Here is a 19233-nt window from a genome sequence, read left to right as displayed (position 1 = left end):
GCAACAAGAGAATACGCGTCTGAATAAATATTTATTTAACAAACGTATATGTTGAAAAAATTAACATATACGTCATTGTGCAAAAAACAATAATACTAGAATCGAATACTTATGAACGCTGCCATGAAAACTGCACCGTCGTGGTTGCCGTCGCGGGAGCAATAAACTCATCAACGATAAACACGCCAGCCATAGCAACTAATTGCTCACCATAAAACAACATCGGTGTACGACGACGTAACCAACTCGGTACCTGATATTCTTGGAGTAATTTTTTAAACTTACGCTTTCCACTGCGGCCTTGTGGTTTTATCTCTGGGCCTACATAGTCAAACCTAACCGATACTACTTCATCGGCATAAGGCAATCGTAATCCCACTTGTGCTTGTTGCTCTAAACAGACCATCCCTAATGCTTGCGGTAATTGATACCAGTGATCAATGGTCACTTCTTGCTGCCAATCACTAATATCTGGCCATTGCTGTAATAAATACAACTGTTGTTGGTAACGACGTACTTGATACTGTTGCCAACACACTTGTGGATTAGCATCAACTTTTGCTTGAACTACGTTAAACCAAATTTGTTCAAGCTGCGCCAGTGATGGCATAATCACTGCCTGCTGTTTAAGCCACTGTCGAATAAGCGCCATGCCTAAACGAGCACTACTATTTTCCGCAAGATGTAAACTACCATCAGCTTGTCGTGCTTGTTGAAGCTGATGACTTAATAGCTCTTCTAATAAAGCTTCTTGTTCACCACATAAGTATGCACTGCGACTAACCGCTTTACGAATGCCCGGCCAGCGTTCATTTAGCAGTGGTGTTATTTGATGGCGAATAAAATTGCGATCGTAACGCTGATCTAAATTACTTTCATCTTCAACCCATTGCAATTGATGCTGAGTACCATAAGCTTCAATATCGGCACGACGAATAGTTAATAATGGTCGTAAGTGTTGTCCGACTGCAAATGAGGTTAACACAGGCATTGCTGCCAACCCTGCAGGCCCACTACCCCGCTTTAAAGCTAATAAAAACGTCTCAATTTGATCATCGGCATGCTGTGCTGTTAGTAGAGTATCGCCATCGTGGATATGCCGTGATAATGCTTGATAACGAGCATCACGCGCGGCTTGTTCAACACTAGCCCCACCGCCTAACTCACACTGTACTCGCTCAATGTCACAATCAATACCACTTGCCATTGCCCAAGTAACGCATTGCTGCGCCCACGTATCAGCATTGGTGCTCAATCCATGATGAACATAAACAGCATGCGCATGATAATCAGGATATTCACGAATAAATCGAGCCAGTAAATCCAACATCACACGAGAATCTAACCCACCACTTAACGCTAACACTAGCTGTTTTGTTTGAGGTGGATTGGCAAATATTTGATGGCAAAAATGAGAATACAACATTGGCTTATATCTTTTAAAAACAGACGTTCTAGTCTATACCAGCAGCACATTAACCAACACTAACAAACCGCATTGACTAGCATAAAAATATAAAAAAAGGCCAGCATCATGCTGACCTTTTTAAAGCGTAACAATAATAACGATTAACAGTAACCGTAACTCATTAGACGCTGGTAACGACGTTCAAGGAGTTCTTCAGTATCTAACTGTTCTAACTCTTCTAATGTCGCTTTAATTTGTGCTTTTAGTGTGTTTGCCATTAACGGCATATTGCGATGCGCACCACCTAATGGCTCTTCGATAATATTATCGATTAGCTCAAGCTCTTTTAAGCGAGGTGCTGTTAGACCCATAGCTTCAGCAGCTTGTGGTGCTTTATCAGCATCACGCCATAAAATGGATGCACAACCTTCAGGTGAAATCACTGAATACGTTGAGTATTGCAACATGTTAACGCAATCACCAACACCAATCGCTAATGCACCACCAGAACCGCCTTCACCAACCACATTACAAATAACAGGTACAGTAAGACCAGCCATTACTTTGAGGTTCATTGCGATTGCTTCTGATTGGCCACGTTCTTCTGCACCAACACCGGGGTATGCACCCGCAGTATCGATAAAAGTCACGATTGGCATTTTAAAACGCTCTGCCATTTTCATTAGGCGTAACGCTTTACGATAACCTTCAGGTTTTGGCATACCAAAGTTACGTTTCACTTTTTCAGTCGTACCACGTCCCTTTTGATGACCAATAACCATAATTGGGCGACCATCAATACGAGCAATACCACCGACTAACGCTTTATCATCAGCAAAAGCGCGATCACCGGCTAACTCATCAAACTCTTCAAACATGTGCTCGATGTAATCAAAAGTATATGGGCGCTGAGGATGGCGTGCGAGTTGCGCAACCTGCCAGGCACCAAGATCACCAAAGATTTTCTTAGTTAATTCGAGGCTTTTCTTTTCTAGTTGCTCAATTTCTTTTTCAAGATCAACCGAGTTAGACTCATCACGACGAGATACATCACGTAGTGCTTCAATCTTTGCTTCTAATTCTGCAATCGGTTGTTCAAACTCGAGGAAGTTCAGGCTCATACCACTTAAAATCCTTTTGCTTATTTTAATGATAGGGTTTGGTTATACCCTACCACAAATAACAAGCTAACTTAATTAAACTCAAGCTCGACCTGTTTATCACCTAAGAGCATTTTCAAGTCCGACAATAATTTATCGGCAGGCGTTACGCGCCACTCCGTTCCTAAGGTAAACTTGGCCCGAGCATTCGAGCGCTGATAATACATATGAACAGGAACAGTACCTGCTCTATGCGGTTCCAACACTTGGCTGAAACGGGAAAAAAATTGTTCGTCGATTTGCTCTTCGGTTACCGAAATAGCGACACCACGAAGATGTTTTTCTCGTGCTTCTGAAATATCGAGCACTTCACGAGCTGACATTCTAAGGCCACCATTGAAATCATCAAAGCTGACCTGTCCAGATACGACCACTATTTTGTCTTTTTCGAGCAAATCGATATAACGATCGAGAGCATCAGTGAATAACATCACCTCCATACGCCCAGAACGATCATCCAATGTCATTAGACCAATACGGCTACCACGCTTAGTGGTCATTACACGAGCGGCAATCACAAGTCCGGCAACAGACGCTACTTTATCACGTCCGGTTTGCTGCGCATCTTTTAAACGCCATGTGGTGTAATGTTTTAATTCTGGAATGTAAGCATTAATAGGATGACCTGTTAAGTATAACCCTAATGTTTCACGTTCACCTTCAAGCCAAACACTTTCTGGTGATTCTGCAATATTAGCATAAGCGTGTTCAACTTCTTCAGGCGCTTCAGTTAAAACACCAAACAGATCTTCTTGACCCGACTCTTGCGCCTTATGATATTGACTCGCCGCTTTAATTGCATCATCAAGTGTTGCTAACATCGCTGCACGGTTAGGGCCTAAACGATCTAATGCACCTGACTTAATTAATTTCTCAAGTACGCGCTTATTGACCTTTTTAGTATCAATTCGCGCACAGAAATCAAATAAATCCTTAAAGTAACCGTCTTTTTCACGGGCACTGATGATATTTTCAATCGGGCCTTCGCCGACACCTTTAACCGCACCAATACCATAGACAACGGCACCTTCATCATCAACATTGAAACGATACAGTCCTTTATTGACATCAGGGGGTAATAACTTCAAATTCATGCGGTGACATTCATCAACCAAGCTAATGATCTTGTCGGTATTATCCATATCCGCCGTCATTACCGCCGCCATAAACTCAGCAGGATAATGGGCTTTTAACCACAATGTTTGGTACGACACTAACGCATAAGCAGCAGAATGTGATTTGTTAAAACCATAACCGGCAAATTTCTCTACCAAGTCAAAGATTTTCATCGACAATTCGCCATCAACCCCGTTGTCGATAGCACCTTGCTCAAATACGGCGCGCTGTTTCGCCATTTCTGATGGTTTTTTCTTACCCATCGCACGACGTAACATGTCAGCGCCACCAAGGGTGTAACCAGCCAGTACCTGTGCGATCTGCATAACTTGTTCTTGATACAGAATAATACCGTAGGTTGGATCAAGAATTTCTTTTAATGATTCATGCTGCCATTTTTCATCAGGATAAGACACCGCTTCTCGACCATGTTTACGGTCAATAAAGTTATCTACCATGCCTGATTGCAACGGACCTGGACGGAAAAGTGCCACCAAGGCAATCATATCTTCAAAGCAGTCTGGTTGTAGGCGTTTGATCAAATCTTTCATACCGCGGGATTCCAACTGGAACACAGCGGTTGATTCAGATCGTTGCAGCATATCAAATGACTTTTTATCCGCCATTGGAATTGCAGCAATATTAACGGGCTCTAACCCTTGTTCTGCTCGGCGTGGGTTAATCATCCCTAACGCCCAATCAATGATGGTTAATGTTCGCAAACCCAAGAAGTCAAACTTCACTAAGCCTGCGGTTTCAACATCATTTTTATCAAATTGAGTGACGGGGTTATTACCTTCAGCATCACAATATAATGGAGAGAAATCAGTGATCGTGGTTGGCGAAATAACCACACCACCCGCATGTTTACCCGCATTTCGAGTTACACCTTCAAGAATGCGACACATATCAATCAGATCACGAATTTCTTCATCAGCTTCATAAGCTTGACCCAATTGCGGCTCTGCATCAAAGGCTTTTTCTAACGTCATTCCCGGCTCTGCTGGAATCAGTTTAGAAATACGATCAACAAAACCATACGGATGCCCAAGCACACGACCGACGTCTCGAATAACCGCTTTCGCCGCCATAGTACCAAAAGTGATGATTTGCGATACCGCATTACGACCGTACATTTCTGCTACGTGATCAATCACTAAATCACGCTTATCCATGCAAAAGTCGATATCGAAATCGGGCATGGATACACGTTCAGGGTTAAGAAAACGTTCAAACAGTAAGTCAAATTCTAACGGATCTAAATCAGTGATTTTTAATGCATATGCCACTAATGAACCCGCACCTGACCCTCGACCAGGGCCAACAGGTACATCGTTATCTTTTGACCACTGAATAAATTCCATTACGATCAAGAAGTAACCAGGGAAACCCATTTGGTTTACCACTTTCAATTCGATATCTAAACGCTCATCATATTCAGGACGACGTTGAGCACGAACTTCGGGATCGGGGAATAAAAACTCTAGGCGCTCTTCTAACCCTTGTTTAGATTTCTCAACTAAGAAATCTTCAATTTTCATATCCCCTGTCGGGAAATTAGGTAAGAAGTATTCACCTAAATGAACCGTAACATTACACCGTTTAGCGATTTCTACTGAATTTTGCAGAGCTTCAGGAATATCGGCAAACAGCTCACACATTTCTTCTTCACTGCGTAAATACTGCTGGTCACTGTAAAGCTTAGGTCGGTTAGGATCGACCATGGTATAACCATCATGGATAGCAACACGAATCTCATGAGCATCAAATTGGTCAGCACTAAGCAAGCGTACATCATTCGTTGCAACCACTGGCAGATCATACTGCTCGGCAAGTTCAATCGCAAAATGGAGGTAAGCATCTTCATCAATACGACCAGTACGCACCAACTCTAAATAATAGTTGTCAGGAAAATAAGTTTGATAAAAAATAACACAAGCATCCGTCAGCTGTTGGTTACCTTTGAGTAATGCACGTCCAACATCGCCCGTTCTACCACCTGATAGAATAATTAATCCTTCACGGTGCTTAATGAGCCATTCTTTATCAATTACAGGTTGATGCTGAACATGACCACGCTGATAAGCTTCTGAAATTAATAATGTTAAGTTTTTATAGCCTTCATTATTAGCAGCAAGAATGGTAAGTTCAAAAAGCTCATCACCCATTTCTTGGCTTTGTACTTTAAAATCAGCACCAATAATCGGCTTGATACCCGCATCGTGGGCAGCAAAATAAAACTTCACTAAACCACAAAGGTTCGTGAAATCAGTTAAAGCCAGTGCTGGCATGCCAAGTTCAGTAGCGCGCTTAACGATAGGTTTCACTTTCGCCAAGCCATCGATCATTGAATAATCACTATGAACTCGAAGGTGGATAAAACGTGGTTCTGCCATGACAACCTAATTCATTACATTACTTAATTAACAAAAATTATACCCGATCGGGGCGTAATTCGTCGTATAAAAAAAGGCGATACCAAATGGTTCGCCTTTTTATCACGCGATTATAAAGACTTAATCAAGACCCAATACGCGCTTAACAGGTTTGAAACTTTTTCGATGCTGTTCAATCGCACCATATTGTTCTAAAGCGGCAAAGTGGGCTTTAGTTGGATATCCTTTATGCTTTGCAAAGCCATACTGCGGAAATTCTGCATCTAAAATTTCCATTTCACGATCGCGCGTTACTTTGGCAATAATCGATGCGGCACTGATTTCAGCAACCCGTAAATCACCTTTTACAATAGCTTGGGCTGCCATCGGTAATGCGGGAATTTTATTGCCATCGATCAATACAAAATCAGGTTGGATATGAAGCCCAGCAACAGCACGCTGCATGGCAACCATCGTCGCCTGTAAAATATTCAGCTGATCAATTTCATCGGCTTCACAACGGCCAAGAGACCACGCAAGTGCCTTTTGTTTGATTTCATCAAACAGCATATTACGTTTTTTCTCACTCAACTTTTTAGAATCGGTTAAGCCTACAATTGGATTATTAGGATCTAAAATCACCGCAGCAGTCACGACCGCGCCCACTAATGGACCACGACCCACTTCATCAACACCCGCAATACAATCAGCTTGCGGATACACAAAAGGAGGATATTCTATCTTTTCAGCCATAAAATTATGCCTTATCGATTAATGCTAATACTGCTTGTGCCGCTTGATCATCGGCATTACAACGAATAGTTTTATGCATTTTTTCAAACTGCATCATCAAGGCGCTAGTATCACCATAAAGGATTTTATCAACTTCATGGAACAACTTATCAGGTGTGCAATCGTCCTGAAGTAGCTCAGTCACTAATTCACGATCAGCCATAATATTAGGCAGTGATACATAGTTTGTTTTTAGCATTCGCTTGGCAATCCAAGCCGTTAATGGTTTTACTTTATAGCCAACCACCATCGGACGCTTGACGAGCATGCATTCTAATGCGACTGTGCCTGATGCTAATAACACAGCATCAGCAGCTATCATCACATTACGCGCAGTATCATCAACTAATTCAAAATCTAATTCTGGTGCAATTTGCTGCCAGACTTGTTCAAATTGAGCACGACGTTTTTCATTCACCAACGCCACCACAAAACCTAACTCAGGATGTTTTGCTTTAAGCTGCTGACAAGTTTGAATAAATGGTTCAGCAAGCATCGCCATTTCGCTGCCACGACTACCAGGCAAAACAGCTAACCAACGCTTATTCGCGTCTAACCCAAGTAATTCACGCGCTGCGATTTTATCCGTTTGCAGTGGAATATTATCGGCCATGGTATGACCAACAAACTGACATGGAACATTAAACTTATCGTAAAATGCCTTTTCAAACGGTAGAAAAGCCAAGACTAAATTTGTTGCCGCTTCTATTTTAAAGATTCGCTTTTGACGCCACGCCCATACTGATGGGCTGACATAATGCACTGTTTTAATACCACGATCTTTTAAGTCTTTCTCAAGCCGTAAATTAAAATCGGGCGCATCGATACCAACGAAGACATCTGGCGGATTATTGCTAAAGTACTTAACAAGCTCTGCTTTTACTTTGAATAATCGCGGTAATCGTCCAAGAACCTCGACGATCCCCATTACCGCTAACTCTTCCATATCAAACAGCGCTTCACAACCTTGTGCTTGCATGCGAGGACCGGCAATCCCAACAAATTCAGCATCAGGATAGCGGGCTTTGACTGCTTGAATGAAACCAGCACCTAAAATATCGCCGGAGATTTCTCCGGCGACAATAGCTATACGAAGAGGCTTCGTCATTAGCGAATAATACCGCGTTCAGAATTATCTAGTAATTCAGAAAAACGAGCTACTGACGGCCAATCTTTTGCCATTTCAGCAAGGACAGGTTTAACTTCTGCCAGTGTTTTTCCTGAGCGATAAATTTCTTTATAAGCGCGGCGAATAGCATGTAATTCTGGTTTTTCAAATCCATTTCGCTGCAAACCAACAATATTTAAACCGAATGGTTTCGCGTGGTTACCTTGAGCTAAGACATACGGTGGTACATCTTGTACGACGGCTGAACAACCGCCAACGTAACTATAAGCACCAACAGTACAGAATGGATGAATGGCTGATAATGCCATCACACCAGCATAATCACCAACGGTAACATGCCCACCAAGAATAGAGTTGTTACCAATATGCGTATGATCGCCAACAATGACATCATGAGCAATGTGAGCATTGACACACAATAAGTTGTCATTACCAACAACAGTAACGCCTTTATCTTGAGTTGTACCACGGTGGATTTGGACACTTTCACGGATCACGTTACGATCACCAATTTCTAGGCGTGTCGCTTCACCGCTAAATTTCTTGTCTTGGCACTCTTCACCCACAATCGCAAACGGGAAAATACGGTTATCTTTACCAATAACTGTCGGCCCTTTAATAACGACATGAGACATCACTTCAGTACCTTCACCAATTTCAACGCCTGTTGCAATATAGGTAAACGGACCGACCGTAACGTTAGCGCCAATGATTACCCCATCTTCAATAACTGCTGATGGGTGAATTTTCGCACTTTCATGAATCATGAGAATACTCGTCTCGCACACTTAAGTTCAGCTGAACACACAGTTTCGCCATCAACTTTAGCGATACCATTAAATAGCGCAATACCGCGGCGTTCTTTAATAAATTCAACTTCGAGAATCATTTGATCACCAGGTACTACAGGTTTACGAAACTTCGCTTTATCAATACTCGCAAAGTAATACAGTTCATTTTCTGTTGGCGCACCGAAAGTTTTAAAGGCTAATAAACCAGTGGCTTGCGCCATCGCTTCTAAAATTAATACGCCAGGAAATACCGGCATATTAGGGAAGTGACCCGTAAATTGAGGTTCATTCACAGAAATATTTTTAATCGCTGTTAACGTTTTACCTTCATCATAATTGGTAACACGATCAATCATAAGAAATGGGTAGCGATGAGGAAGAAGCGCCTGAATTTCGGTAATGTTTAACGTCTTATTTTCGGTCGTCAAAACTAAATTCCTGTTTAAAAACATGTAAAAAAATATGCTATGAAAATGCAAAATGGCCTACATAACAGTAGGCCAATCTATAATGATGAAATTTTATTCGCCTTTAGCTTTTAGTTGTTTTTCAACCGCTTTAAGACGTTTATTCATATCATCAATACGATGAACCCGGGTAGCTGTTCGACGCCACTCTTTGTTAGGTTGTAATGGAATACCTGAAGAGTACATACCTTTCTCTTCAATACTGCGCATCACCATTCCCATACCTGTAATGGTTACACCATCAGCAATCTTAATATGTCCATTAAGTACCGAGGCGCCACCAATAATACAATACTTACCAATTGTAGTACTACCAGCAACAATAGTACCACCTGCCATTGCTGTGCCATAACCGATCTGTACGTTATGAGCTATTTGCATTTGGTTATCAATAATTACGTTATCAGCAATAATAGTATCGTCTAATGCACCACGATCAATAGTTGTACAAGCACCAATCTCAACGCGATCGCCAATACGTACGGAACCTAGCTGCGGAATCTTAACCCACTCACCTTTATCATTCGCATAACCAAAACCATCAGCACCAATAACGGTACTTGATTGTACAAGACAATGAGCGCCAATAGCGACATTATGGTAAATAGTAACATTTGCCCATAATTTAGTGTTATTACCAATAATGGCATTTTTGCCAATAAAACAGCCAGCACCAATTTGAACGTTATCGCCCAATTGTACGCCAGCTTCAATCACTGCATTATGGCCAATAGCAACATTACTACCAAGTTTTGCCGTCGGGTCAATATACGCCGAAGCAGCAATATCTATTGCAGCAGCAGGGGTTGTATCAAGAAGTTGAGCCACTAGCGCATAGCTAAGATAAGGATCTTTTACAACTAGCATATTGCCATTGAAATATTCAACATCCGCTTCTCGTAGCATTACTGCATCCGCTTGACACTCACTAAGCTGTTGACGGTACTTGCTATCAGAAAGGAACGTTATTTGCCCTGTAGTCGCCTTGCCCATTCCGGCAATTGAGTGAATTTCAGTTGTGCCATCGCCATGTAGCTCTGCACCTAATTTATTCGCTAATTCAGCAAGAGTAATTACAGCCATTTCATTCTATCTCTCTTGTAACAACAGCCACATAAGGTGGCTGTTAGATCAAAAGCTGTAGCTGAACACGCCAGCTACAGCGTTTACTACAGGGTTACTGTTTTATTTTACGGCAGCAATAACTTTAGATGATAAATCATCGCTCTTACTTGCAAACAATACCGCTTGTGCATCTAGCACAACATTGTAGCCATTTTTCTTCGCAACAGTATCGATAGCAGTACGGATTTTCTTAACCAGTTTCTGCTCTTCTTCCATGCCACGACGACGTTGATCTTCTGATAATGCTTTTGCTTTTAGCTTGTAATCAGAATCAAGTGCTGCAAGTTGACGTTGAATATCAGTACGTTGTTGAGGCGTCATTAACTCACCATCACGCTTCATTTTTTCGATCTTGGTTTTCATTTTACCTTCAATCGAACGTAACGCAGCTACGCGGCCACTGAATTCTTTTTGTAATTTTTCTTGTACGTTATAACGTGCTGCTAGTTCAGACATTGCCTGACCTGTCGACACATAACCAATTTTTTGCGCTGCTTCCGCTGCATTGGCATACATAGATGAAGATAAAATTACTAAACCTAAACTTGCTGCTTTAATCCACTGTTTCAAAAGACTCTCCTTAAAATTAGAATGACTGACCAATGGTGAATGTGAAGAACTCTTCATCATCCCCTTCATATTTCTTGATTGGTTTCGCAACCGAGAATACAAGTGGACCCATTGGGGACATCCACTGTAATGCAGCACCATACGACGCTCGAATCATACCTGGATCTGAATAATCAGGTAGTGAACTTGCGTTAGTGTAATCAGGGTGGAATTCAGTATCCCATACTGAACCCGCATCAACGAAGAAGCTGGTACGTACTTGGTTTTTAACTTCTTGTGAAGCAAATGGAGTTGGAACAATTAATTCCATACTTGCTAGAGCGATAGCATTACCACCCGTAGACTCATCACTTACGACACCTTTCTGGTTATTGCCTTGACCTTCACCGTAAACCGCTTTCGGACCGACAGTATTAGAACGGAAACCACGAATAGTAGTAAAGCCACCTGCATAGTAGTTTTCATAGAATGGCATCAATTGATCACTACCATTGTCTGTTTTACCGTAACCGTTGCCGTAACCTAATTTACCACGTAGCAATAAGGTGTAGTCTTGTTTTTCCGTTAATGGAATGTACTGACGAACATCGTATTGGGTTTTAAAGTATTGTGAATCAGAGCCAGGAATAGTCATCTTAAATGACGCATTCTGGTAGTTACCCGAGGTTGGGAAATAACCGCGGTTTAAGTGATTTCGCGTCCATGAAACACTCCAACTGAAGTCATCAAGTTCAATCGCATTATCACTATTTTCATCAAAACCATGGATCTTTTTAAATTGCTCTATCTGATAGTAATCTTGAATATTAGAGATCTTATTATGATCATAACCCAAGCTAAAATCGAAGTAGTTCAATTCATTAAACGGGAAACCCCACGTTAAACTTGCACCATAGCTTTGGTTGGTATAATCCGAGATGTTGGCATCTGATGCTTCAAACTCGTTGTAATAAATCTTACCGCCTAGGCTAACATTGTTGATCGTAAAGTACGGATCTTTGTACTCTAGGCTGATATTTTTAGAGTAATCATTGGTCATTGCATTAATGCCAAATAAATTACCTGTACCCAAGAAGTTTTGTTGGGTTAAACCCGCTTGAAAACTAATGCCTGATTCAGTGCCGTAACCAACACCGAAGTTAACACTGCCTGAGTTAGCTTCTTTAACGTTGTACTTCACATCAACCTGATCATCAGAGCCAGGAACACGAACAGTTTGTACATCAACATTTTCAAAGAAACCAGTACGATTTAGACGCTGCTTACCTGTTTCAATTGATTTAGCGTTAAGCCATGAGCCTTCCATCTGACGCATTTCACGACGTAATACTTCATCTTTAGTGGTGTTATTGCCACTAAATTCAATATTTCGTACATACACACGTTTACCTTGTTCAACATTTACGATCAAGGATACTTGATGTGCAGCATCATCAAATTCAGGCATGATGGTTACTTTAGGATAAGCATAACCTGCTTTGCCTAAGTCACGCTTAACAGCTTCTTCTAATGCGGTCACTTCAGCGCCATTGTAGACACTGCCAGCTTTAAAGGTTACTAACTTATCAAATTCAGCAATACGACCAGCAACGTCACCTTGGAACTTAACGTTTTTAATCTTGTATTGCTCACCTTCATGAATTTTTAAAGTAATGTACACGCCTTTTTTATCAGGAGAAATAGCAACATGCGTTGATTCTAAGCGATACTTTAAATAGCCGTTATTTAAATACTGTGAGCGTAATGTTTCTAAATCACCTTGCAGTACTTGTTTCTGATACTTTTCATTAGCCATAAAGTCCCACCAAGGCACACTGTCCTTAAGTTTGAACTTACCGACTAAATCTGCATCACTGAAAACATGATTTCCAAGGATATTAATCTGCTTAATTTTAGCGGATACACCCTCAGTAAAGACAAATTTAATATCAACACGATTACGAGGCAAAGGCGTAACAACCGCTTCTACAGTGGCATTATATTTACCCACACTGTAATAGAAGTCTTCTAGACCTTTGTCGATCTTAGATAAGGTTGTTCTATCTAGCGCTTCACCAACACGCAAGCCTGATGATTCAAGGTTCTCTTTTAGTTGCTCATCTTTGATTGCCTTATTACCAGCAAAAGTAATATCAGCAATCGTTGGACGCTCTTTTACATCGACCAGTAACGTATTACCGTCTCGATATACCTTAATATCTTCAAAATTGCCGGAAGAATAGAGAGATTTGATCAGCGTTGAAATATCCTGCGGATCAACAGTGTCGCCCACTCGAACAGGCATTTTTAATAATGCGGCGCCCATAGTGACTCGCTGAAGACCTTCAAAACGAATGTTATCAACTACAAATTTATTTTCCGCGCTATGCGCAACGCTACTGGTTAAAAGTAGCGATGCGACTAACAGTTTTTTAATCGCCATTACTGTACTGATTATTCCTTGCTAAATATGCATTTATTAAAGTCGGGTAAAATCATTGAATAGCGCAACCGCCATTAACGCAACCAAAATGGCTGATCCCACTCTATAGCCAATATCCTGAATTCGTTCAGATACAGGACGACGAGTTACTGCCTCGATAGCAAAGAACATTAAATGTCCGCCATCAAGCACAGGTAAAGGTAATAGATTTACAATACCTAAGTTAACACTGATCAAGGCTAAGAAACCAAGAAAATACACCAAGCCAAACTCGGCGGTCATTCCTGCTCCTTTCGCGATAGATATCGGTCCACTTAAGTTTTTCATTGCAACATCACCAGTAACAAGCTTAGTGACCATATCAAACGTTAATGACACTAATTGACCGGTTTTTTCAGTCGCTTTGATCGCCGCATCAATTGGACCAAATTTTAAATTAACTTTGTACGATGCAGGCCAAGGTTCAATACTTGGAGCTAATCCTACATAGCCAACCTCTTTACCATCAGCTTCAACTTTTACACGAGGCGTCAATGATAACATCACTGGTTCCTCATCACGTAAAACTTCAACTTGCAGTGTTTTTCCAGGATGACTACGAACAGCATCCACAAATTGCTGCCACTGCGTTACTGATTTATTATCAACAGCAACAATCTTATCATTTAATTTAAATCCTGCATCAATTGCAGCACTATTATCAACAAGTTGTGAAACAGTTAGCGTAATTGGCGGTGTAAATGGCGAAATACCTAATGTCGTCAACACGCGCTGGGATTCAGGATCAAAAGACCAATCGGTTAAATCAAGTGTTCGTGACACTACCACCGAGCTATCAGGCTCTTGTGCAGTTACCACAACTTGCTTATCTCCAATCTGAGAAATCAATGCCATATTGGCAGATTCCCAATCAGATGTTTCGAGTCCAGAAACTGATTTTAGTTCCATTCCTGGAATAATTCCCGCTTTCGCCGCAATAGATTGTGGTGCAACTTCACCAATAATAGGCTTTAAAGCCGGTACACCTATCAGATATACAACCCAATAAGCAAAGATCGCAAAGACAAAGTTTGCCATTGGGCCTGCCGCAACAATAACACTTCGTTGCCAAATTTTCTTATTATTAAACGCCATATGACGCTTTTCAGGCGGAACCTCAGCTACCCGCTCATCAAGCATTTTAACGTAACCACCCAGTGGTATCAGTGCCAATGTGTATTCTGTGCCATCTTTACCGACGCGATTAAATAAGGCTTTACCAAAGCCAATTGAAAAGCGTTCAACATAGACACCACAGCGACGAGCGACCCAAAAATGGCCAAACTCGTGGACAGCGATCAGAATACCAAGAGCAACTAAAAAAGCGCTTAAATTACGGATAAATTCAATCATGCAAATTCCTTCGCAATAATGTCTAAAGCAAGCTCACGTGCTTGTTTATCTAGCACCATTACGGCATCAATATCATTAGGTTCAGTTAATACTGCGGCATCTAACACTAACTTGTTTACTTTCGCAATATCAGTAAAAAGAATCTCACTGGCTAAAAAAGCAGCAACAGCTATCTCATTTGCAGCATTCAATGTTGTTGTTGCTGCTTGGCCTTTATAACAAGCATCAATCGCCAGTTTTAGACATGGATAACGTTCAAAATCAGGTTCCATAAAAGTGAACTCGCCGATTTTGCTAAAATCAAGCGCAGCAACACTTGATTCAATACGCTGTGGGTACGCCATTGCACAAGCAATCGGTGTGCACATATCAGGTAACCCCATTTGGGCAATAACCGAACCGTCTTTATATTGCACCATTGAATGAATCACTGATTGCGGATGAATAATCACCTGCATTTGCTCACGGCTGGCATTAAATAACCATCGTGCTTCAATGTATTCCAAGCCTTTATTCATCATCGTCGCTGAATCGACTGAGATTTTAGGTCCCATAGACCAATTTGGATGTGCAATCGCCATTGCTGGTGTTACAGCATCTAAAGCATGGATGTCAGTATAACGGAATGGACCACCAGAGCCGGTCAATAATACTTTACTAACACCATGAGCGGCTAAATCACAACGTCCCATTCGCTGTTGAATCTCAGCAGGTAACGCTTGAAAAATCGCATTATGTTCACTATCGACAGGTAATAATTCTGCGCCATATTTTTCACAAGCATCAATAAACATTTGGCCAGTCATGACTAATGCTTCTTTATTAGCAAGTAAAATACGCTTACCTTTTTTAACTGCAGCCATGGTCGGTAATAAACCCGCTGCACCGACAATAGCAGCCATAACGGTGTCAACTTCATCTAATGCTGCAACCTGACAAATCGCATCATCACCGCCTAACACCTGAATATTTAATCCTGATAGTGTTACTAAGTCATTAAGTTGCGCAGCAGCAGTCTCGCATGCCATCGCAGCGTATTTCGGTCGCCATTGCTGACATAGTTCAAACATTTTATCGACATTAGAACCTGCAGCTAGTGCAGTAACTTCAAATGTACTAAGGTTTTGAGCGACTACCGCTAAAGTACTACTACCAATTGAGCCTGTAGCACCAAGAATCGTTAACTTACGCATAAAATCACTTACAGTTACAAAAAAGGCAGCGAAATAGCTGCCTTTAGAAAAGATGGCTGTTATTAATTATATTAGCCACAGATAGAGTAATGCAAATACAGGAATCGCTGCCGTTAAGCTATCAATACGATCCAGTATTCCACCGTGCCCCGGTAAAATATTACCACTATCTTTTATACCAGAAACACGCTTAAACATACTTTCAACTAAATCGCCTAATACCGAAATAATCACGGTTACAATTGCAATAAAGAACAGTTGACCTAATGACGTGAATTCAATCGATAATAAATGTGATCCCAGCCAAGTAATAAATATAGCTAAGCAAGCACCCCCAATTAAACCTTCAATGGTTTTATTTGGACTCACGGCCGGTGCCATCTTATGCTTACCAAAGCGCTTGCCAGAAAAATAAGCGCCAGTATCGGCAGCCCAAACTAATAAGCACACTAGTAAAACTAAGCAAGCACCATGATACGGATTATGATCATAATTCACGGCTCGGAGCATTAAAATACTCCAAAAAAAAGGCAATAATGTGAGCAAACCAAAAATTTGCTTTAGAAAAGGTTTATTGGACCAGAAATCAGCACTCTTGGGATAACTAATAGCTAATGCGGATGCAACTAACCACCAGAGACCACCAATAAGCAATATAGCGCGATAAATGCCAATAGGATGAGAAAGGGAAGTAGGATCGGTTGGTAAGAGTGCAATGCTCGCTCCCAACGTGATAGTGGGTAAAATCATCGCTGTAATACGTGATGAGGCATTAACAAACTGCGTCCACTCCCAAAAACCAACTAAGGTTATTGCAGCCATTGCAATAATAAAAGCGGGCAACGGCAGAAAAAAGATCCCTGCAATGACGAGTGGCGCGAGGATTAACGCGGTAATAATTCGTTGCTTAAGCAAGCTGCGTCCTCTTTTCTATAGGAAATATGATATTTAGTACCGGAAGAACCGTTACTTAAATAATAACGCCAACACACAACACTGTATATTGGCGAAAATAATTTTTTATTTTAACAAAGCTTGTATTTGCTCGCCAGTACAACCAAAGCGGCGTTCTCGATTTACAAACCATGCAACGGCATTTACCAGACTTTGTTCATCAAAATCAGGCCAATGTTGTTCAGTAAAATACAATTCAGCATAAGCCATCTGCCACAACATAAAATTACTAATGCGGCATTCACCACTGGTGCGAATTAACAAATCAACATTGGGTAGCCCTTGAGTTACTAATCCCTGAGCTAAATCTTGTTCAGTCAGAGAGTCAATATCAAGTTGTTGATCAATCACACGCTGCATCATTTGTTTGGTCGCTTGAAGAATATCCCACTGACCACCATAATTGGCTGCCACGTTTAACACTAACCCCGTATTATCTTCAGTTAATTGCTCTGCTGCCGTGATTTTTTTCTGCAATCGAGCACTAAAGCGACTTTTGTCTCCGATAATACATAATCGAATATTATTTTTATGCAGTCGTTTTACTTCACGACCTAAAACAGTCATGAATAATTCCATCAGTAATGAAACTTCATCTTCTGGACGACGCCAGTTTTCACTACTAAAAGCAAACAATGTAACGACTTTGATTCCGAGTCGATTTGCAGTAGAAACTGTCTTACGTACCGCCTCTACCCCTGCTTTATGGCCAAATACTCGCGCTTTACCTTTGGCTTTCGCCCAACGGCCATTACCATCCATAATCACTGCAATGTGTTGTGGAAGACAATCAACTGAAAGAGCAGCATCTATTAAAGGTTGTGCCATATTTATCCCTCAAAAAAAAAGCGCCGTGCTGCCGCACAGCGCCTTAACTTTGTTCGCTAAATTAAGACAAAGGTCTTAAACTTCCATTAGCTCTTTTTCTTTAACTTCAAGAACAGCTTCAATGTTCTTGATAGCTTCATCTGTTAGCTTTTGAATTTCATCTTGTGCGCGACGATCATCATCTTCAGAAATATCTTTATCTTTTAGTAAAGATTTCACTGTTGCGTTAGCATCACGACGAATATTACGTACAGCAATACGACCTTGCTCCGCTTCTGCGCGTACAATCTTAACAAGATCGCGACGACGCTCTTCTGTTAGCGGTGGCAATGGAACACGAATAACCGTTCCTGCTGACATTGGGTTAAGACCCAAATCAGACATCATGATTGCTTTTTCAACTTTTGCTGATAATTCACGATCAAACACTGTAATAGCCAGTGTACGTGAATCTTCAGCAACTACGTTCGCAACTTGCTTAAGCGGTGTGCTTGCGCCGTAATACTCAACATAGATAGTATCAAGTAGGCTTGGATGTGCACGGCCAGTACGAATTTTTACTAATTGGCCTTTCAGTGCATCAACACTTTTTTCCATGCGCGTTTGCGCGTCTTGTTTGATTTCGTTAATCACGGTAAATACCTTAAATTATGCTGTTATCATCGCGCTGAGCGTCAGCGCCATATTAAATTTACAAGGCTTAAGCGTTAGTGATCAGCGTACCTTCTTGCTCACCCATTACAACACGGCGTAATGCGCCTGGCTTATTCATGTTAAATACACGAATTGGCATGTTGTGGTCACGAGCAAGAGTAAATGCAGCCAAATCCATTACCTTAAGTTCTTTTTCAAGTACATCTTGGTAGCTCAGCTGTTCGCAAAGCGTTGCATCTGGATTTTTAACTGGATCATCCGTAAACACGCCTTCAACTTTTGTTGCTTTTAATACTACATCAGCTTCGATTTCGATACCACGAAGACATGCAGCAGAATCTGTTGTGAAGAACGGATTACCTGTACCTGCGGAGAAAATAACAACACGACCTTGACGTAACTGACTGATTGCATCAGCCCAGTTATAATTATCACATACGCCATTTAGAGGAATAGCAGACATTACTCGCGCGTTCACATAGGCACGGTGCAACGCATCACGCATTGCTAAGCCATTCATTACCGTTGCTAGCATACCCATGTGGTCGCCCACAACTCGGTTCATACCTGCTTCAGCGAGGCCAGCGCCACGGAATAGGTTACCGCCACCGATTACAAGGCCGACTTGAACACCTAATTCGACAAGTTCTTTTACTTCTTGTGCCATACGGTCAAGAACTTGAGCGTCAATACCAAATCCTTCTTTGCCTTGCAGCGCTTCACCACTTAGCTTTAAAAGAATACGTTGATAAGTTGGTTTAGGGTTTGTGGTCATGTTTTTTTACCTTCCAAGCTGATTTTGAGATCCGGAGTTGTAAAAAGACCGCAACGTCGGTTGCGGTCTTTGATATTCTGAT

At 41.3% G+C, this 19233-nt stretch carries 16 protein-coding genes; all 16 read right to left on the bottom strand.

Annotated features, from left to right (window positions below; translation table 11 throughout):
• Nucleotides 1-109: 109 nt before the first annotated feature.
• Nucleotides 110-1426 carry a tRNA lysidine(34) synthetase TilS gene (gene tilS / locus OC457_RS03145; RefSeq protein WP_080175678.1) on the bottom strand — a complete coding sequence of 439 codons (1317 nt, stop codon included), beginning with the start codon at nt 1424-1426 and terminating at the stop codon, nt 110-112.
• A 143-nt stretch (nt 1427-1569) separates the two neighbouring features.
• Entirely contained in the window at nt 1570-2529 is a 960-nt protein-coding gene (gene accA, locus OC457_RS03140; RefSeq protein WP_080175679.1) for an acetyl-CoA carboxylase carboxyl transferase subunit alpha, read from the bottom strand.
• A gap of 71 nt (nt 2530-2600) precedes the next feature.
• Nucleotides 2601-6080: a DNA polymerase III subunit alpha gene (gene dnaE / locus OC457_RS03135; RefSeq protein ID WP_080175680.1), complete on the bottom strand. Its 3480-nt coding sequence runs from the start codon at nt 6078-6080 to the stop codon at nt 2601-2603.
• A 120-nt stretch (nt 6081-6200) separates the two neighbouring features.
• Entirely contained in the window at nt 6201-6812 is a 612-nt protein-coding gene (gene rnhB, locus OC457_RS03130) for a ribonuclease HII (protein WP_080175681.1), read from the bottom strand.
• 4 nt (nt 6813-6816) lie between these two features.
• Nucleotides 6817-7959, bottom strand: a complete 1143-nt coding sequence (lpxB, locus tag OC457_RS03125; RefSeq protein ID WP_080175682.1) for a lipid-A-disaccharide synthase — start codon at nt 7957-7959, stop codon at nt 6817-6819.
• A complete protein-coding gene (gene lpxA, locus OC457_RS03120; RefSeq protein WP_080175683.1) occupies nt 7959-8747 on the bottom strand; it encodes an acyl-ACP--UDP-N-acetylglucosamine O-acyltransferase in 789 nt (262 codons plus the stop codon). Before lpxA ends, lpxB begins: the two co-directional genes overlap by 1 nt.
• A complete protein-coding gene (gene fabZ / locus OC457_RS03115) occupies nt 8744-9199 on the bottom strand; it encodes a 3-hydroxyacyl-ACP dehydratase FabZ (RefSeq protein ID WP_080175684.1) in 456 nt (151 codons plus the stop codon). Before fabZ ends, lpxA begins: the two co-directional genes overlap by 4 nt.
• Nucleotides 9200-9292: 93 nt before the next feature.
• On the bottom strand, nt 9293-10321 hold the full coding sequence (lpxD, locus tag OC457_RS03110) for a UDP-3-O-(3-hydroxymyristoyl)glucosamine N-acyltransferase (protein WP_080175685.1): 1029 nt from the start codon (nt 10319-10321) through the stop codon (nt 9293-9295).
• Between the two features lie 102 nt (nt 10322-10423).
• A complete protein-coding gene (locus OC457_RS03105; RefSeq protein ID WP_080175686.1) occupies nt 10424-10933 on the bottom strand; it encodes an OmpH family outer membrane protein in 510 nt (169 codons plus the stop codon).
• Nucleotides 10934-10949: 16 nt separating this feature from the next.
• On the bottom strand, nt 10950-13355 hold the full coding sequence (gene bamA, locus OC457_RS03100; protein WP_080175687.1) for an outer membrane protein assembly factor BamA: 2406 nt from the start codon (nt 13353-13355) through the stop codon (nt 10950-10952).
• A 36-nt stretch (nt 13356-13391) separates the two neighbouring features.
• Nucleotides 13392-14747, bottom strand: coding sequence for a sigma E protease regulator RseP (gene rseP / locus OC457_RS03095; protein ID WP_080175688.1), 1356 nt, complete (start codon nt 14745-14747; stop codon nt 13392-13394).
• Nucleotides 14744-15940, bottom strand: coding sequence for a 1-deoxy-D-xylulose-5-phosphate reductoisomerase (ispC, locus tag OC457_RS03090; RefSeq protein WP_080175689.1), 1197 nt, complete (start codon nt 15938-15940; stop codon nt 14744-14746). Before ispC ends, rseP begins: the two co-directional genes overlap by 4 nt.
• A gap of 66 nt (nt 15941-16006) precedes the next feature.
• Entirely contained in the window at nt 16007-16855 is an 849-nt protein-coding gene (locus OC457_RS03085; protein WP_080175690.1) for a phosphatidate cytidylyltransferase, read from the bottom strand.
• Nucleotides 16856-16960: 105 nt separating this feature from the next.
• On the bottom strand, nt 16961-17722 hold the full coding sequence (locus OC457_RS03080; protein WP_080175691.1) for an isoprenyl transferase: 762 nt from the start codon (nt 17720-17722) through the stop codon (nt 16961-16963).
• Nucleotides 17723-17797: 75 nt separating this feature from the next.
• Nucleotides 17798-18355: a ribosome recycling factor gene (gene frr, locus OC457_RS03075; protein ID WP_080175692.1), complete on the bottom strand. Its 558-nt coding sequence runs from the start codon at nt 18353-18355 to the stop codon at nt 17798-17800.
• Nucleotides 18356-18422: 67 nt separating this feature from the next.
• A complete protein-coding gene (gene pyrH / locus OC457_RS03070; protein WP_036793410.1) occupies nt 18423-19151 on the bottom strand; it encodes a UMP kinase in 729 nt (242 codons plus the stop codon).
• Nucleotides 19152-19233 lie beyond the last annotated feature (82 nt).

This window comes from Photobacterium toruni, from assembly GCF_024529955.1.
GTDB classification, from domain to species: Bacteria; Pseudomonadota; Gammaproteobacteria; order Enterobacterales; family Vibrionaceae; genus Photobacterium; species Photobacterium toruni.
Note: the sequence above shows the minus strand (reverse complement) of the source record. Positions and strands in the feature narration are given on the sequence as shown.

Coding starts and splice junctions, on each gene's coding strand:
- tilS (WP_080175678.1), bottom strand. CDS start 1,426: ATGTTGTATTCTCATTTTTGCCATCAAATATTTGCCAATCCACCTCAA.
- accA (WP_080175679.1), bottom strand. CDS start 2,529: ATGAGCCTGAACTTCCTCGAGTTTGAACAACCGATTGCAGAATTAGAA.
- dnaE (WP_080175680.1), bottom strand. CDS start 6,080: ATGGCAGAACCACGTTTTATCCACCTTCGAGTTCATAGTGATTATTCA.
- rnhB (WP_080175681.1), bottom strand. CDS start 6,812: ATGGCTGAAAAGATAGAATATCCTCCTTTTGTGTATCCGCAAGCTGAT.
- lpxB (WP_080175682.1), bottom strand. CDS start 7,959: ATGACGAAGCCTCTTCGTATAGCTATTGTCGCCGGAGAAATCTCCGGC.
- lpxA (WP_080175683.1), bottom strand. CDS start 8,747: ATGATTCATGAAAGTGCGAAAATTCACCCATCAGCAGTTATTGAAGAT.
- lpxD (WP_080175685.1), bottom strand. CDS start 10,321: ATGGCTGTAATTACTCTTGCTGAATTAGCGAATAAATTAGGTGCAGAG.
- bamA (WP_080175687.1), bottom strand. CDS start 13,355: ATGGCGATTAAAAAACTGTTAGTCGCATCGCTACTTTTAACCAGTAGC.
- rseP (WP_080175688.1), bottom strand. CDS start 14,747: ATGATTGAATTTATCCGTAATTTAAGCGCTTTTTTAGTTGCTCTTGGT.
- ispC (WP_080175689.1), bottom strand. CDS start 15,940: ATGCGTAAGTTAACGATTCTTGGTGCTACAGGCTCAATTGGTAGTAGT.
- OC457_RS03080 (WP_080175691.1), bottom strand. CDS start 17,722: ATGGCACAACCTTTAATAGATGCTGCTCTTTCAGTTGATTGTCTTCCA.
- pyrH (WP_036793410.1), bottom strand. CDS start 19,151: ATGACCACAAACCCTAAACCAACTTATCAACGTATTCTTTTAAAGCTA.